This window comes from Legionella nautarum, from assembly GCF_001467895.1.
Taxonomy (GTDB): Bacteria; Pseudomonadota; Gammaproteobacteria; order Legionellales; family Legionellaceae; genus Tatlockia; species Tatlockia nautarum.
In genome coordinates, this window is the sequence record NZ_LNYO01000023.1 from 65,671 (window position 1) to 81,413 (window position 15,743).

The window sequence follows — 15,743 nt, forward strand, 5'->3', positions numbered from 1 at the left end:
AAAAAAGGATTGTTTGGATGACACAACTAGTTATTAATGAAGGTTTAGGTATTAAAGGCTCCTCCCTCAGTCAATTAGGTAGTTATGGGCCAAAGGGTAATGCGGCACTGGGTCAAAGTGGAGAGTCGGCTTATATCAATGCAGCGAATGGTAATCTAGTCTTACGACAAACGGATGGATTTTTAGCCAGCAGTGGTTTAGGGTTTGAGTTGATACATAGTTACAATTCACTGGGCGAAGGCGGTAACAATTGGCGTTTCAATACGCAAACTTCTTTATTTCTGCACGGCGTTGCCAACAGTTTTGGTTCTGAAGTGACTCGTATTGATGAAGATGGTCATGCTAGCCATTTTATCTTTGATGAAAAGAAAGGCTGCTATTTAGCAAACGATGGAAGCACAGCGACGCTGCGCTTCGAATCCGATCGTTGGATTTATCGCGAGGGGTCTGAGTCTCGTGCCTATGAATATAATCTCGATGGGCAATTAACTCGTTTAACCGATCGAGATGGCCATCAGTTGCAATTTCATTATAGTGAGGGGCAATTAGCTTATATTTCTGATACCAGTGATAAACAAACAATCAAGTGGGTTTTTGCTCAAGGATTTTTACAAGATCTCACCGTGCTCAGCGATGGGGAAGTTGTTCACCATTTACATTACGATTATGATGAGCAACATCGGTTGCAAAAAGTGACTCGTGATCTAGGCCAAGATAAGCTGTATTGGATAAACTACGAATATGCCGGAGATTCCAACCAAATCTCTGCTATCCATCAATCGGATGGAACGTCTCTTTTAATTGATTACGATAGTGAAGGCCGAGTTAAGAAACTTGTTGATGGTGAAAAGCGCGCGACTAGTTATGAATACCTTGATGGCAAGACAGTCATTAGCAATAGTTTAGGTGAAACCTGGACTTATTATTATGATCAGCAGAGCCGTTTAACAGGCATTGATGGACCTAAAAATAGCTATATCCGCTACGAGTACGAGGGAAAACATTTAAGCGCTGTTCATCAAGGTCATTTACATTGGCTCTTTGAATATAATGAAGCGGGAGATTGTATAGCTGTACAAGAGCCCTCAGGACAAATCACTAAACGCATTTATGACAATGAGCATCGTGTATTAAGTGAAACCAGCTATAGTCGTTTTGATGGAAATCACTCTCCGGAAGCCCCTCAAACAAATCATTTTATTTACGATGAGCGAGGACATCTACGTTTTTCTATCGCTAAAGATGGGACAGTATCTGAGTATCGCTATAATCAGGACGGTCAATGCCTAAATAGTCGTAGTTATCTAAAAGCAGGCTATTCAACGAGTCAACAAAACCTTGGATTGAGCGATTTATTAACTTGGGTCAGCGAACAAGATCAACAAGCTGTCAGTCTCAGCGCCTACCATTATGATTGGCGTGGGCTCTTAGACGAAGAAACGCATTATGCCTCTATTGATAAAAATGGGGAGGGATTGAGTAAGAGCGCCCTAGTCACTCGGTTTCGATACGATGCAGCCGGCAGACTTGTCGAGAAAGCAGTTCCCCTCGATCAAGGTTTTAGTGTAACCAGCTATCTTTATGATGATTTAGGGCGCCTTATTCAGCGTTGCGATAATCAAAATCATTCTCAGCGCTTTGAATATGATGATACGCATCAACGAGTAGTCGAAACCGATGAGCGAGGCCTGCAAACCATTCGTAGCTATGACCGTTCGGGCCTACTTTTAACAACTCAGTATTTGGATGCTATAAGCCAGGATTATGGCAGTATTCAATACACTTATGATAACGCTGGGCGCTTGCAATCTCAGACTCATATCGATGGTACTGCCACTTATTATTTTTACGATGAGGAAGGTCGGCTACAAGCCAAATGCGAACCCGGTGGTCAATTAAGTGAGTATCGCTATGATGAAGAGGGAAGAGTTGTACAAACAATCAATTATAGTGAAAAAGCGGCAACGGCTGATTGGAAAACCAAAATTCCTGCATGGGCTGAGATAAAACCTGAAAGCAAGCTCAACGATCGAAACAGTCAGATTATCTATAACGATTTTAATCAGATCGCTTATCAAATTAATGCCGAGGGAGGGGTTATCGCTTTTGACTATAATCCAGCGGGACAGGTTATCCGCAAGACAGCTTATGCCAACCGCTTAGAGCTTTATAGTGCAAGTCAGCGCCTAACTAATCATGAGCTTAAGTTGCAGCCAAGTTCTAACGATCGCAGTATTTATTATTTTTATGATAGCGAAGGACGGCTACAAGCCGAAGTGAATGGTGAAGCTGCGGCTACTTCATATCGTTACGATCGTCGCGGGAATCTAATAGAAACTATTCGCCATGCGAGGTATTCAAGTTTTCCATTGAATTCGGAGTGGGTTGCTCCTGAAAAGGATTTTAATGATATTCACAATTTTAGCTTATTCAATACGGCAGGTTTGAAGGTGGCTGATATTGATCCAGCGGGATTTGCGATCACTTATGAGTATAACGACAGAGGCTTGCTCATCAGAAAGCGCAGTTTCTCAACGGCTTTAACTGAAACAGTAATGACAACGATTAATGAACATACAGTCCTAACTGAACTTTGTCTGCAAGAAAAGGCTTCTGATCATCTAACAACCTATAACTATGATGATTTGGATCAACTCATTGAGGAGCGCTCGCAAAATGGCTTACTGATCCAATTTCGCTACGATGAAAAAGGCTTAGTTCTAGAGAAAACACTTACAGACACAAAAACGAATGAAATTCGTCAACAGCGGTTTCGCTATGATGCGTTGGGTAGGGTCATTCAACAATTAGATGCCCTAGGCGCCGCGCTATTATTAAAAAATACTCAACTCAATGAAGCAGAGCTTGAGACTATCTGGCAACAACATAGTCTTCATTACGAGTATGATTTAGCTGGCAGATTAGTGAGTCTGACCAACGCATTAAAACAAACAACCCATTATTTTTATAATGAGGCTGGCTTGCTTATCTACACGGTTAATGCAGAAGGACAAGTCACTGAAAATCAATACAATAACTTTAACCAAGTCGAGACGGTATATCGTTATAGCAAGTCATTAAAGAAAAGCTTAGTCGCTTTAACGACGACAGAATTGGCTGCTCAATTGGATGAGTTACGCGATGAGGCAAGCGATGAAAAAATTGTCTACGAATATAATAACTTAGGCCAATTAGTAAAAAAAATAACAGGCAGTAGAGGACTGCAAACTATCGAATATAATGCGTTTGGCGAATTAGAGTCATCAAGTCTGCGTATTGATTCAACCCACGAATTAGTCAAGGGCTATGCTTATGATCGACGAGGGTTAGTGCGTCATCAAGTGGATGATATCGGCGGAGTGAATCACCACACAGAAACCCAATACGATGTGTTTGGGAATCTTAAAAAGATAATCGATCCTCGTGGAAATATTACAAGTTATTTATATAATCGCCGTGGCGAACGAACTGTTATCCTAAACCAAGCTAATAATTACAAGCAAATTCATTACGATGCATTTGGACGTATCTTAAGTGAAACCAATTACTCTAGCCAATGGATTAACCTCTTTAGCTATGATGATCAAAATAATACCCTAACTGTCGAACACCCAAATCAAAATAGCAAAATAGTAACTCAATTCAATGCATTCGGCGATAAAATCACTGTTACCGATGCCAATGATCAGCTGACACACTACTATTATGATGCTAAAGGCCAATTGATTACGGAGAGCGCTTCTGAGTCCTATGCCAAATACTATCGTTATGATGAGATCGGCCATCTGATTTGGCAACAGGATAATGGTGGACAAGTTATTTACTATAGTTATGACGCAGAAGGACGCGTATTAACTAAGACACTCGATCCCCATGGTTTAGCACTCACAACGAAATACCGCTATGATGGTATTGGCCGTCAGTTGGAAATTACTGAAGCGAATGGTCTGCGTAAACAATTTAGTTACGATGATAGTGGAAATCTGATTCAAACTCGTACCGACCCAGATGGACTTAATTTAACCATTTTGTTTAGCTATGATGATCGGGGTTTACTAACTCGAAAAACGGAATGCAATCCCCAAGGCCAAGACAGAGTTACCGCTTATGAATGGGACATATTAGGAGGGCGTAAAGCCACCATTCTTGATCCCGAAGGCTTAGGTCTTAGAACAAGCTATTGCTATGATGAGAATGGCAATCTTGTCAGCGAAACGGATGCTAACAACAATACACGCCATTTTATTTACGATGCTAAAAACCAGTGCCGTTTTCAAATCGATGCGCGTGGGGTAGTCACAGAACATATCTATGATCCTTGTGGAAATGAAGTACAAACAGTAACCTATGCCAATCGCATTTCAGTGCTTAAAAGTTACACCGAAAAGGACCTTCGTCTGGTCTTGAAACCGGCTGATAATGATCAATACCAATTTCGTTTTTTTGACCTAGAAGGACGTATCACTATGTCTTTCGATGCTCAAGGTTATGGTAGATCTTATAGCTATGATGGGAATGGCAACTTACTACACCAGATCAGCTTTGCGGCGGCGAAATCTTTGGATGAGCTTAAACGGGGGGGGATGTCTTATTCTGAGGAAGAGAGAACTATAGCTAGACATCAGTATTTTGCCTACAATGGTCTAAACCAACTCGTTTATCAACTGGATGAAAAAAATTATTTAACGGAATACCGTTATAATGCGAGTGGTCAATTGATTAGCAACACTAAGTTTGCTACGAATTTAGCCCTTCAATCTGATCATTATTCACTTGAAGTCTTGCGTAAGAATATTCAACCCTCTCCTTCTGATCAACGCATCCGCTATGCTTATGATCAAGCCGGTCGATTGAGCTATCAATTAAGTGCTAATGGCATTGCCTCTGCTTATTTCTATGATGGAGTTGGAAATACCATTGCCAGTTTACAGTACGCTACGCGCTTTGATCCTGATAACACGAGTGATTGGGAAAAGCAGTTATCAGCTAGTGCCCAAGATAGATTGAGTCATTTCGTTTTTGATGCTGCCGGTAGAGAGGTTTATCGTATTAGCCCAGAAGGGCGTATACTTGAGCGAGGCTATGATGCTCTAGGTAATGTAATAAGTGAAATTACTCATGATGAACGTTTGACTGTACCTACTTATGATGAGCAAGGTCTAAGAAAAATCCTGAAAGTCGATAAGCATGACCGAAGCACTCATTTTAATTATGATGTTATTGGCCGTCTTACAACCAAAATTGACGCGAAAAAACAAGCTACTCACTATGCTTACGACAGCAATGGTAATGTATTAACAAAGACTGAGGCCAATGCAGCTCAATGGACTTATCACTATGATGAAGCAAATCACTTAATCGAAACCCGCTCGCCAAGAACGGCAATGATGAGTTTAAAAGCTGGGAAATGGGTATCAGAACTCCGTTCTTTGGTCACACACCACAGCTATGATAGCTTTGGCAATATTACAAGCACCGTACGTGATCCAGACGGTTTAAATCAAATCACTCAATACCTTTATGATAATAATAATCGCAAAATACAAACGATTTATCCTAATGTTTTAGTGAATATCGCTAGTAATACGGCAAGTTCTCAGCGACAAGAGCAGGCACAAACCTTAGTCGAAGAACAGCAGTACAATGCCTATGGAGAAGTGATTGCCAGCAAAGATCGCGCCGGTAATTGGCGTTATAACGTCTATGACAAAAAAGGCCAATTATTGTATAGCTTAAATACTCAAGGCGCTGTGACGGGTTTTAGCTATGATGCTTTTGGCAATCAGCTGTCAAAAACACGTTATGCTAATACTTTAAGCTGGTCTTCCGGAATGGATGACGCGGAAACGTTCGCCAAAGCGTTAAAACCCAGCGGTTACGATCGAAAAGAACATTATAGTTATGATTTGGATAATCGTTTACTCGAAACCACCCAGAATGAAATCCACAGCTATAACGCGGCAACCAAACATTACGAAGCGCTCACGCCAACTACCCGCACCCGTTATAATGCCTTTGGTGAAGTCATTGAAGTGAGCGTTAAGCGTAACGAAATTGATTGGGCAACGACCAATTATTACTACAACAAAGAGGGCTTAAAGCAAGCGAGTTTAGATGCGGAACATTATCTAACAACTTACACCTACGATAGTTTCGGCGAACTGATTGATGAAATTCAACACGCCAATCGTGCGAGTGCTTGGGATGAAAATCAAGTTACTACTCCCGTTGCAAGCGCTAAAGATCGCCATATGGTTTTTGCTTACGATGTGCTAGGCCGATTAACCTCTAAAACCCTAAAGCAGGTGAGTTATCAACAACTCATTAATGCGGGTAATCAATACCTGACCTTAGCCAGTGATTTAACTACCCATTACAGCTACGATGCCCTGGGCAATTTAACCTCAACAACAGACGCTTTAGGTTTTACAAGCTATTGCTATTATGATGCTTTAGGTCAATTAATTGCCAAGGTAGGACCTGCTAGTTCAGTGGGTAGAGCAGCTACGACTTATAGTTATGACGCTCTAGGGCAACTGGTTGAAGTGACCCGCTTTGCTCAGGGAGCCGCTTCTGCAAACGCAGAGAGTTATGTCCTTAAAGAGGCTTCGGCCGCAGATGTTAGTACGCGTGCTATTTATGATAATCAAGGTCGATTATTGGCAGAAATTGACGGCTTAAATCATGCGATTTACTACAGCTATGATGCCAATGGCCAAAAAGTACGAAGTTGGCAACTGTTGACTCAAAACGATGGTAGCCAGCGACTCATTGATAAACGCTATGCCTTTGATAAAGAAGGGCAGCTTATACAGACAGGAACCTATAAAAACAACGGCCTGTTGATGACTGAAGATGCTGTTTATAATGTATTTGGTGAAATAACTGCCAAGGGGATTGATGGCAATTTAACCACTCATATTGATTATGATCTTTTAGGTAGGATTCGACGCGCCAATACTCAAGGTTATTATCAGATTTTTGTTTATGATTTGATGGATCACGTTACCCAGATTGCTACCTCCACGAATGTTTATTCTGACACCTATGGTGACCAAGGTGTCGATTTATCAGACGAAAGTTTTAACAACACAGAGCGGTTCACAGAGGCGCAATGGCATTATAATTTGCAGCGCCAGAATAATGTCTATGATGGACTTGGCCGTTGTTTAAGCCAGACTAAAGAATACACTCTTACTGCGACTCGTCCGGGAGAAGAAGTTCATTTAGAAAGTATCTCACAGCATCAATCCGTTGATCGTTGGGGCAATGTGTTATCCCATAAGAGTGCTCGAGGATTTGAAACTCGTTATGAATACAATGCCTTCGATCAGGTGATTAAACAGGAACTCCCGGAGGTGGTTGCCTATGATGAAAAAATGCAAGCCCAGATACTTAAACCTACGGTTTATTACGCCTACGATGCCCTGGGTCGAGCAATTGCAATGATGGATGCCAATGGTCATACCGTCGCAAAAATTTTAGATGCGGAAGGTCATGTCCTTACTGAGATCGATGCTAAAGGTTACCAGCGAATTAAAGCCTACAATTTATTGGGGCAGTTAGAGAGTAATCAGAATGAATTGGGTGGTTTAACGACTTATGTTTACGATAAAGCGAATCGTTTAACAGAGCTCAAGTCACCCAAAAATCAGCAAACCTATACCTATGACGAAAGTGGCGAATTAATTGCTCAAAAGAACGCTCTAGGCCATTCGTTACTCTTTGCCTATGACAATTTGGGGCATCAAATTCTTAAAAAAGATGTTGGCGGGCACCTCAGTGCCTCAGAGTATGATGATGCCGGCCATAAAATTTCTGAACTAGATGCGAAGGGGCTTAAGCAAACCTGGACCTATGATGCAAACGGACGCTTACAAGCACATACCGATTTAGGTGGCCATACGACTACTTATCAATACAATAAAAATGGACTTTTATTGGAGGAAACTTCAACAGCCGGTAAAAGTATGAGTTATCGCTATCAAGGTGATGGTCAACTTTTATCCTATGCCGATCAGGTATATCAAGAAACGGATTATTATAGCTATGATGCTGATGGCAATATGGTTAGTAAATCCGTATCACGCGCTATTTCAGGCTCAAATGATGGTGGTTGGCTAACAGAAAATGATGTCTATGCTTATGATGCTTTAGGACGATTAACGACGGTGAGACGTCGCTCACCCAATGATCAAGTGAATCAGTTCCCCGATAAAGACCATGCTCTGTTAAATATCGATTATCAGTATGATGCAGTAGGTAATATTCGCCATACTGCGGTGGAGGCCAATTACACAGGCTATCAGAAAGTTAGGAATGATGATTTTTATACCTATGATGCTAATAATCGAATGTTAATTAACAAAGGAAGCATAGTTAACGGTGAAATTACCCTTTTTGGTACACAAAGTTCTTATCTCGATTATGATGCTGCGGGTAACGTCAAAATAGCATTAAAGTTTGAAGATGGTGGCCTACAACGATATAACTATGTTTATAACACGAGTAATCAATTAGAAATAATTAGCAAAAATGACATCACATTAAAGACAATGCATTATGATGAAATAGGGCGAGTAGATCAGGAATGGCTGTATGATGCATACGGACACGCAGCAAGTATCTCAACCATGACTTATGTTGCTGATCTATTGAAAAAGCAAAGCACGCTCTCTTTGCTTTCAAATGGTTGGAAAGAAACTGAGGTAGTACTGTATGACTACGATCTTGTAGGAAATTTACAGGGCGTGGACAGCACATTCTATCAAAATGGTACGAAAATTCGCCGCACTCATGAGTATACCTATGTGTATTGGGATAGTTATCTACAATCGACTGATAAAGCCTCTCAATCGCTCAATGATGGTCCTTCGGCCGTTGCAGTAAGTGGACGTTTCTACAATGTTAATGGTCAACTGTATCAAGTGGTTGATGGGAATAATATTAGCAATTACAAGATCAGTACTCTTGAAGGCATACGTGCAAAAAAGGATATAAATGGTCAAATAAACTATCTAACAGTAGCTGGTAAAACGATTGGTGATTTGCATTTAGACAATGCCGGAATACAGCATTTAAATGTCTATGGTGGCTTTACGCCAATGGGAAATCCACGTGCGGGATCGCCTGCGGCTTATTTGGGAGATTTTGGTGTTTTTGCTCCGGAACTCACTGCCTATTTTCTACAGAGAGACGGGGGCTTACAAAATGAGACAAACAATGAAATTTTAGCCAATACTCCACAAGACAACATGGGAACTTATACCGTCCAAACGGGTGATAGTTTAGATAGTATTGCTCTGCAAATCTATGGAGATAGTAGTCTGTGGTACCTCATTGCGGATGCCAACGGCTTTAGCGATAGACAGTCAAGTCAATTACATAATGGTCAGCGAATTACCATCCCTCCCGTTGCCACAAGACAACATTTCAATGATGGCACTCGTCGGATCATCAATAGTGCCGAGCTTATCGGAGATACTTCCCCAACCTTACCGACGCCGTCTTTACCCTCGCCCTCGGCTGCGCCTATTACTGCACCACAGCGTCGAAAGTCGCATTCTTTATTCAAGAAAATAGCGATTGCCGCAGTCACTGTCATTGCCACAGTCTTAGCCGCTGCTGCTTTTGGAGCTCTAGCTGGTGCAATTGGTGCAAGTTTAGGCGCCGGCCTAAAAGGGGCTTTGCATTTGGGTATGAAAGTATTGGCTGGCCAAGCTCTAGGCATGACAGGTTCTTTAGCCGCAGGATTTGCTGCCGGTGCAGCAGGTAGTCTAGCAGGGCAGGGAGTTGCCAATATTTTAGGTTTACAAAAAGGCATGAATTTGAAAGGTTCATTAATCTCCGGTTTTTCAACGGCAGCCTCAGCCGGTCTTTTACAAGGATTAAATTCAAGCGAAGCGTTTACAAGCTTACTCGGAAAATTCGACAAACTATCACCCACAGGATTTAGTTTCTCAACAGCAGCAGAAATGATGGGCGACGACGCCGTTAGCCAAGGTCTAAGCCTAGCACTACAAAATCACCAACATTTTAGCTGGTCCCAACTAGGAGCAAGAGGAATCCTCGGCGGCCTAGCCGGAAGTAAGTCAGGCAGGACAGTCAGCCAATCCCTAGAACAACATCTAGGCAAAGTAGGCGGCAGCATCGTCCACTCCGAACTAAGCGCCCTAGCCACAGGCAGTCTACAAACAGCAATGAACGGAGAAAGCCTAAACGCAACCCAAGTCCTCAGCGACAATTTAGGCTCAGCAATTGGAAATGGATTTATTCGCTCTCAAGCAACGGAGATAGAAACACAACAGCCCGAAATACCTTCCGAATGGATAGAAGGAGAATATAGTCCAGTCCCAGAAACCGCAAATGACGAAACCTACACTCCCATTCTCCCGGGATTCTACGAGCGTTTTCATGAAGGTGCCTCTAACCATCATCAATTGTACGGAGCACTTATCAAAAAAGCGAATGAGCTGTGGAATGATTATGGTGAAGCTCAGGTTGCCCCTAGTCCAACAATACTTGTCAAGGGAAGTGGAGAGCTATCCGACGGATTAACTGGCTTTGTCAAAGGCTCTGCAATCAATTTGATGGAACACCTAGGCACTGATATGTGGAAATCTGCAAAAATAGGAAATCGAATCGAAGGTTTTGTACAAATGGCAGAAGGTTTAGGAGAGTTGGCTGGTGCCGGAATTATGATTAACGGTTCCTTGGGTCTCTCTTCTCCTATTAGCTCCCCAATCATTGCCCATGGTGCAGATAAAGCTCTTACAGGTTATATAAACATGGCCACCGGTGCAAATTTCGAAACTCAAACTCTAACTGGTTTGCAAAAGTTTATGTCTAAAGAAAGTGCTACATTAGTTGACAATCTATTATCACTAACGTCATACATAACTATAGGAAAAAAAGCAGCATCAAAAGCTGTAACTTTAGCAAAAACTGGTTATTACAAACAACGTGCTACTTCAACCGGAGTCACAAATTTGAAAGTTGCTGGAATTGCAGCGCAGGGTAAGTTTTCAGGTGCTTATGGAGCCATTGCTTCTGGTGGGGATATCTATGATATTGGAGTTGGAGCTTTAGCGGGAGCGCTTACTTCAGTTATGGGAGAATCGAAGATATTGTATTCTATTTTAAAGAATCCATATGTATCTTGGGGTACAGCGAACATGGTAGGACAAATAGTAACTAATATAAGAGATCCAAATAGTCACTATAGTTTACTCTCATTCAGTTTTGCATTAATAGGAGCAGGACATTCACATGCAATTACAAAATCAATAAATGTAGGATTTACAAAAACAATAATTGAATCAATGTTTAATGGGTTTTATAGTGCTATAGGTAGCAGTTTAGGTAAGAGAGTTTAGGTAGGAGTACAGGATGGTAATTTTATGATTTGGAATGATACTTATTTAAAGCAAAGAGCAGATTTTCCCAAATGGTTTTATTATATTAGTTTTAGTACTAATTCCATTCTGGCTTGGTGTGCAATTTATAGTTTTCTAGAAAAAACTAAATGGATAGATAAAATAATACCTGCAGTAGGATCACTATTTTTGATCTATTTTGGATTATATTGTGTTCTTATGATTTTAAAAGGCAACGAATATGTTGAAAGTATAGAAAAAGAAGGTGATTGTTTTACCCTAACTGATATTTTTAAGAAGGAAATTAATTTTACTGCTTCTGATGTGCTCTCAGTAAAAACCTCGAAATTTTCCATCATAACTAAATACTTAACTGGATTTGCTAAATATGTACCAGGATTAGAGCTAATTTTAAAAGACGGAGTCAAATATTATATTTCCCCTAATATGGAAAATATTAATACGCTTAAAGAGCATCTTCTTGAAAAGAAAAATATTCTATTGCAGAAGGGAAATAAATAATAAAAAGATATCGATAGTTAATCTTCTACTTTTAGCTTCAGTTAAAAATGGGGGGATTACCTTTGGCTAGCATATTTTAACTTTTGAAAAAAATAATTGGCTAATTGAAGAGGCAACTAGTTAGAGTGTCTGAGACACTTCATTCGGTATAAACAAGCCTTAAGAGACGTTGAAATACCTATGAGATATTTATAATGTAGTTTAGTATCTGTTTTTTTAAAAATAAGAGCGCATCAATAAGTGAATACTCCTTTAAAAAGGATTGGGATAATTGAATTAGGTGGAACTATTAATAGCCTAAGTGAGCAGCCTAGTTCTGAATTTTATGATGGCCCAATTTCATCGATATCATCATTCATAAAGGAACTAGATTTAAAAGATGATCCTCATGTTTTTATAGAAGCATTAACACAAAAGATTAGCCATGAAATCACCGTTTCTGACCTGATAAAAATAGCGAATAGAATTCAAATTCTCCTTGATCAGGATGATTGCCATGGAATTGTTGTGACCATGGGTACAAACGCGTTGGAAGATGTGGCCTATTTTATTGGATTGGTAATAAAAACAAAGAAGCCAATTGTTTTTACCGGAGCACATTATCCACAGAATAGTTTAATCTTTGATGGTAAAAGAAATTTATTCAATGCAATCTGTATTGCAAAAGACCAGAATGCCGAATCATTAGGGGTTTTAGTGACCTTTAATGATTATGTGGTGGCCGCACGCGATGCTGTAAAGAACAACCCTGGCCTAATTAATAATTTTTCAACAGAAGGAATAGGCGTTATTGGTCATGTGATTGGTGGCAAATTGATTTTAAAGTCAAAACCAATTTACAGACATACTTATCGAAGTGAATTTTCTCTTCTAGGAAAAGAGAGTATACCTAAGATAGCAATTATTTATAGCCATTTGGGTATAAGTGATGTTTTGGTGAATGCTGCAATCGATAATGGTATTTCTGGAATTATTAGTGCGGGATTTGGTAAAGGATATCAACCCAGTTATATTTCAGACCTATTAAAAAAAGCTGTAGATTCAGGTATTCCTGTGGTGAGATGTTCTCGTTCAGGATATGGATATACCAGTATTGACAAAAATTACGATGAAAAATATGGCCTTATTGTAGCCAAAGGCTTATCCCCGCATAAATCAAGTCTTCTATTATCACTCTCATTAACTGTTACTCCAGATGCTAATAGAATTCAAAAAATATTTGAGGAATATTAACAAAAATGTTTATTCCACGAATTGATTTATACTTAGCAAAGATTAAAGGTATATTTAAAAAATATAAATTAGAAAAAGGGCGCTATAAGTACAGCTTAATCGATGTCACAACTGAAAATAGTGAAATAGTTTTGCACGTAATTTTAATGGGTATTAAAAAGCAAGTTTTGAAACTAAATCCTCAAGAAATAGTTTATGACGATGAATTATTATCTGAATTTTCGCCATGTGATGTGAGAGCAATTACTTATCTTGCCTTTCAAAAGTATATGAACCAAGAACAGTCTTTTTTAATAATAGAATATCAATACATAAACGAAGGTGTGACAACTTTTAGAATAAAAAATATTCATACAAATGAATTATTGAATATAAATGCGCAAAAAATTTATCAAGATTATGATTTTTTAATAAATTTAAGCAGAAAGGATATGATAATGGTTATTTCCTCTGCTGTACAAGAGCAAACTATTTTAGATATTAAGTCTATGGAAATGTCATGAATTTTGTTGAACATCAAAAAGTAGAGTTTAAGCATACAAGTAACAAACCAGATAACTTTAAATACATGCGTATTTTATCCATGATTTATATAACTTTTTTAATGGCTGCAACAACTATGTCCTATAAATTAGTAAATATATTGGGGGTGGTTGAGCCTGGATCGACCCTTATTTATACATTTACATTTTTTTTGGCTAACATATATGCTGAGTTATATGGTCCAGTGTATGCAAAAAAATTAATATGGGAGTCAATAATTACCGGGTATATTTTTGCGTTACTTATCACTTTTGTTAATTATCTTCCTTCTCCAATTTATTGGAATTTTAATGAGGAATTTAATAAAGTAATAGGTCATGTATTAAGATTTACAAATGCCGGCGTAGTAGGGTATCTATTAAGTGCTTTCTTAAATGTGTATTTATTAACTAAATGGAAGCAAAAATTAAAAGGGAAACATTTCTGGATAAGAAGTCTTTTAGCATCATCAATTAGTGAAGGATTAGCAACTTTTATTGCAGGATTAATAACTTTCTTGGGGATGATCCCTACAGTAAAAATTTTATTGATTATGCTTAATGCTTTTTTATTTAAGATGGTATATGGCTTAATAGCAGTCTGGCCCGCTACTTTTATTGCTTACATACTAAAAAGGAATGAAAAAGAAATTACTAATACTTCTTTAAATTTATTTTTGGCTAAGAATTAGAAAATAAAGTTCTTGATTCAAGTAATGTTGCTAACACATAAATATTAATTGGTAGTTGGATTATTTTATATGCTTCATTGATAGGATTTAGACATTTGATAAATTTTTTATTTTCCGAGTTAATCATAATTTGACGAAACATATATTGATTTTGTTCATCCTTTAGTAAGCAAAAATCTCCATTAAAAGGTTCTCTCTCTTGTTCAAATATCAATATAGTTCCTTTGGCAAACTTTGGTTCCATTGAATCATCATTCATTGAGGTGGCAAAATAATGTTTGCAAGGATCTAAGTTAGCATTGACGTATTCTGTAGTATGCAAAATAGCATAATTAATATCATGCTTTTCTATATTCTTAAAATTAATATAAGGAATTCTAATTTGGGCGTCAGGAAGCGATGTCTTATTCAGATCAAGATTAGGATTATAAATTAACTCTTGAAGAGATATGTTGAAATAATGGGCAATTGGGGTTATTGTTGATAATTTAGGATTTTGATTTATACCACTAATTATTCTATTCACCATTTGTTGAGGTATGCCGACCCTTTTTGAAAGTTCGTTTTCACTTATACATTCTTTTTTTAAGAGTTTTTTCAAATTAACCCCAAGATAATTCATAAGATGACTCAGTTTTCTATAAAAATCTGATGATAATACAAATATTCTTCAAAGAAAAAACATTAAATAACAATAATACTATTGATAAGTACACTCTAAGGTGTTTAAATTGGCATTTTATACACTTTAGAGTGTTGATTTATCGTAGAGGATCTTAGTATAGAATATTGACTTAGCAAACTAATAGGTACGCTAAAGGAGTCTGAGTAGAATTAAAAAACTACTTACGACTTAATTATTGAAAAAAACAAGTCTAGTCACAAGGAGTTGTAAAAATGTGTAAACCTTCTAGATCAATTAAAATTCAGAGTGGTCAAATTATTCTACCCCATCATTCCCCTAATGAACTAACCCATATCCAAAATATCTTAGAGTCCCAATCCCCTTTGGTTTCTATTAAAGAGATTAATAAGCTCCGTCAATTAATAGCAAGAGCAGCATTAGGTGAGTATTTTTTAATACAATCAGGAGATTGCATAGAAAATTTTTATGATTGTGACTTAGATACAAGCTATGAAAAATTAGACTTTATTGAGCAGTTGGCTAAATTTTTTCAAAGAAAAACGGGATGTAATGTAATTCGGATAGGCCGTATAGCAGGCCAATACGCTAACCCCTCAAATAACGCTTATGAAATTTCTCAAAATAACACGATTTGTTCCTATTTTGGCGATATGGTGAATCAAGTTCATAAAAATCATCGTACCCCCGATCCCTGGCGAATGCTTCTGAGCTATAATTGCGCAGCCTCTATTTATCGAGAAATTAATCAATGGAA

At 38.5% G+C, this 15,743-nt stretch carries 7 protein-coding genes; 6 read left to right on the forward strand and 1 reads right to left on the reverse strand.

Annotated elements, in window-relative coordinates:
- The first annotated feature begins 17 nt into the window (after positions 1 to 17).
- The 5 genes from Lnau_RS11590 (at position 18) to Lnau_RS11610 (ending at position 14,343) form a co-directional block, all read left to right on the forward strand.
- The gene (locus Lnau_RS11590; RefSeq protein ID WP_058505313.1) at positions 18 to 11,375 is read left to right on the forward strand and encodes a LysM peptidoglycan-binding domain-containing protein; all 11,358 of its coding nucleotides are present in this window, start codon (positions 18 to 20) and stop codon (positions 11,373 to 11,375) included.
- A gap of 24 nt (positions 11,376 to 11,399) precedes the next feature.
- Positions 11,400 to 11,897 (forward strand): hypothetical protein, encoded by a 498-nt coding sequence (locus Lnau_RS11595; protein ID WP_058505314.1) that lies wholly within the window; start codon positions 11,400 to 11,402, stop codon positions 11,895 to 11,897.
- A 240-nt stretch (positions 11,898 to 12,137) separates the two neighbouring features.
- Positions 12,138 to 13,130 (forward strand): asparaginase, encoded by a 993-nt coding sequence (locus tag Lnau_RS11600; protein ID WP_058505315.1) that lies wholly within the window; start codon positions 12,138 to 12,140, stop codon positions 13,128 to 13,130.
- Positions 13,131 to 13,135: 5 nt separating this feature from the next.
- Positions 13,136 to 13,633 carry a hypothetical protein gene (locus Lnau_RS11605; protein WP_058505316.1) on the forward strand — a complete coding sequence of 166 codons (498 nt, stop codon included), beginning with the start codon at positions 13,136 to 13,138 and terminating at the stop codon, positions 13,631 to 13,633.
- A complete protein-coding gene (locus tag Lnau_RS11610; RefSeq protein ID WP_058505317.1) occupies positions 13,630 to 14,343 on the forward strand; it encodes a queuosine precursor transporter in 714 nt (237 codons plus the stop codon). Before Lnau_RS11605 ends, Lnau_RS11610 begins: the two co-directional genes overlap by 4 nt.
- On the opposite strand, the gene Lnau_RS11615 is transcribed toward Lnau_RS11610, so the two are convergent.
- The gene (locus Lnau_RS11615) at positions 14,333 to 14,965 is read right to left on the reverse strand and encodes a LexA family transcriptional regulator (RefSeq protein WP_058505318.1); all 633 of its coding nucleotides are present in this window, start codon (positions 14,963 to 14,965) and stop codon (positions 14,333 to 14,335) included. The two genes, Lnau_RS11610 and Lnau_RS11615, sit on opposite strands and share 11 nt — an antisense overlap.
- 275 nt (positions 14,966 to 15,240) lie before the next feature.
- On the opposite strand from Lnau_RS11615, the gene Lnau_RS11620 reads away from it, so the two are divergent.
- Positions 15,241 to 15,743: 3-deoxy-7-phosphoheptulonate synthase (locus tag Lnau_RS11620; protein WP_162263200.1), on the forward strand; the 503-nt coding region annotated here is incomplete at its 3' end.

What these genes read in the sequence shown, in the direction of transcription:
- Lnau_RS11605 (WP_058505316.1), top strand. Translation starts at nt 13,136, where the DNA reads ATGTTTATTCCACGAATTGATTTATACTTAGCAAAGATTAAAGGTATA.
- Lnau_RS11610 (WP_058505317.1), top strand. Translation starts at nt 13,630, where the DNA reads ATGAATTTTGTTGAACATCAAAAAGTAGAGTTTAAGCATACAAGTAAC.
- Lnau_RS11595 (WP_058505314.1), top strand. Translation starts at nt 11,400, where the DNA reads ATGATTTGGAATGATACTTATTTAAAGCAAAGAGCAGATTTTCCCAAA.
- Lnau_RS11615 (WP_058505318.1), bottom strand. Translation starts at nt 14,965, where the DNA reads ATGAATTATCTTGGGGTTAATTTGAAAAAACTCTTAAAAAAAGAATGT.
- Lnau_RS11590 (WP_058505313.1), top strand. Translation starts at nt 18, where the DNA reads ATGACACAACTAGTTATTAATGAAGGTTTAGGTATTAAAGGCTCCTCC.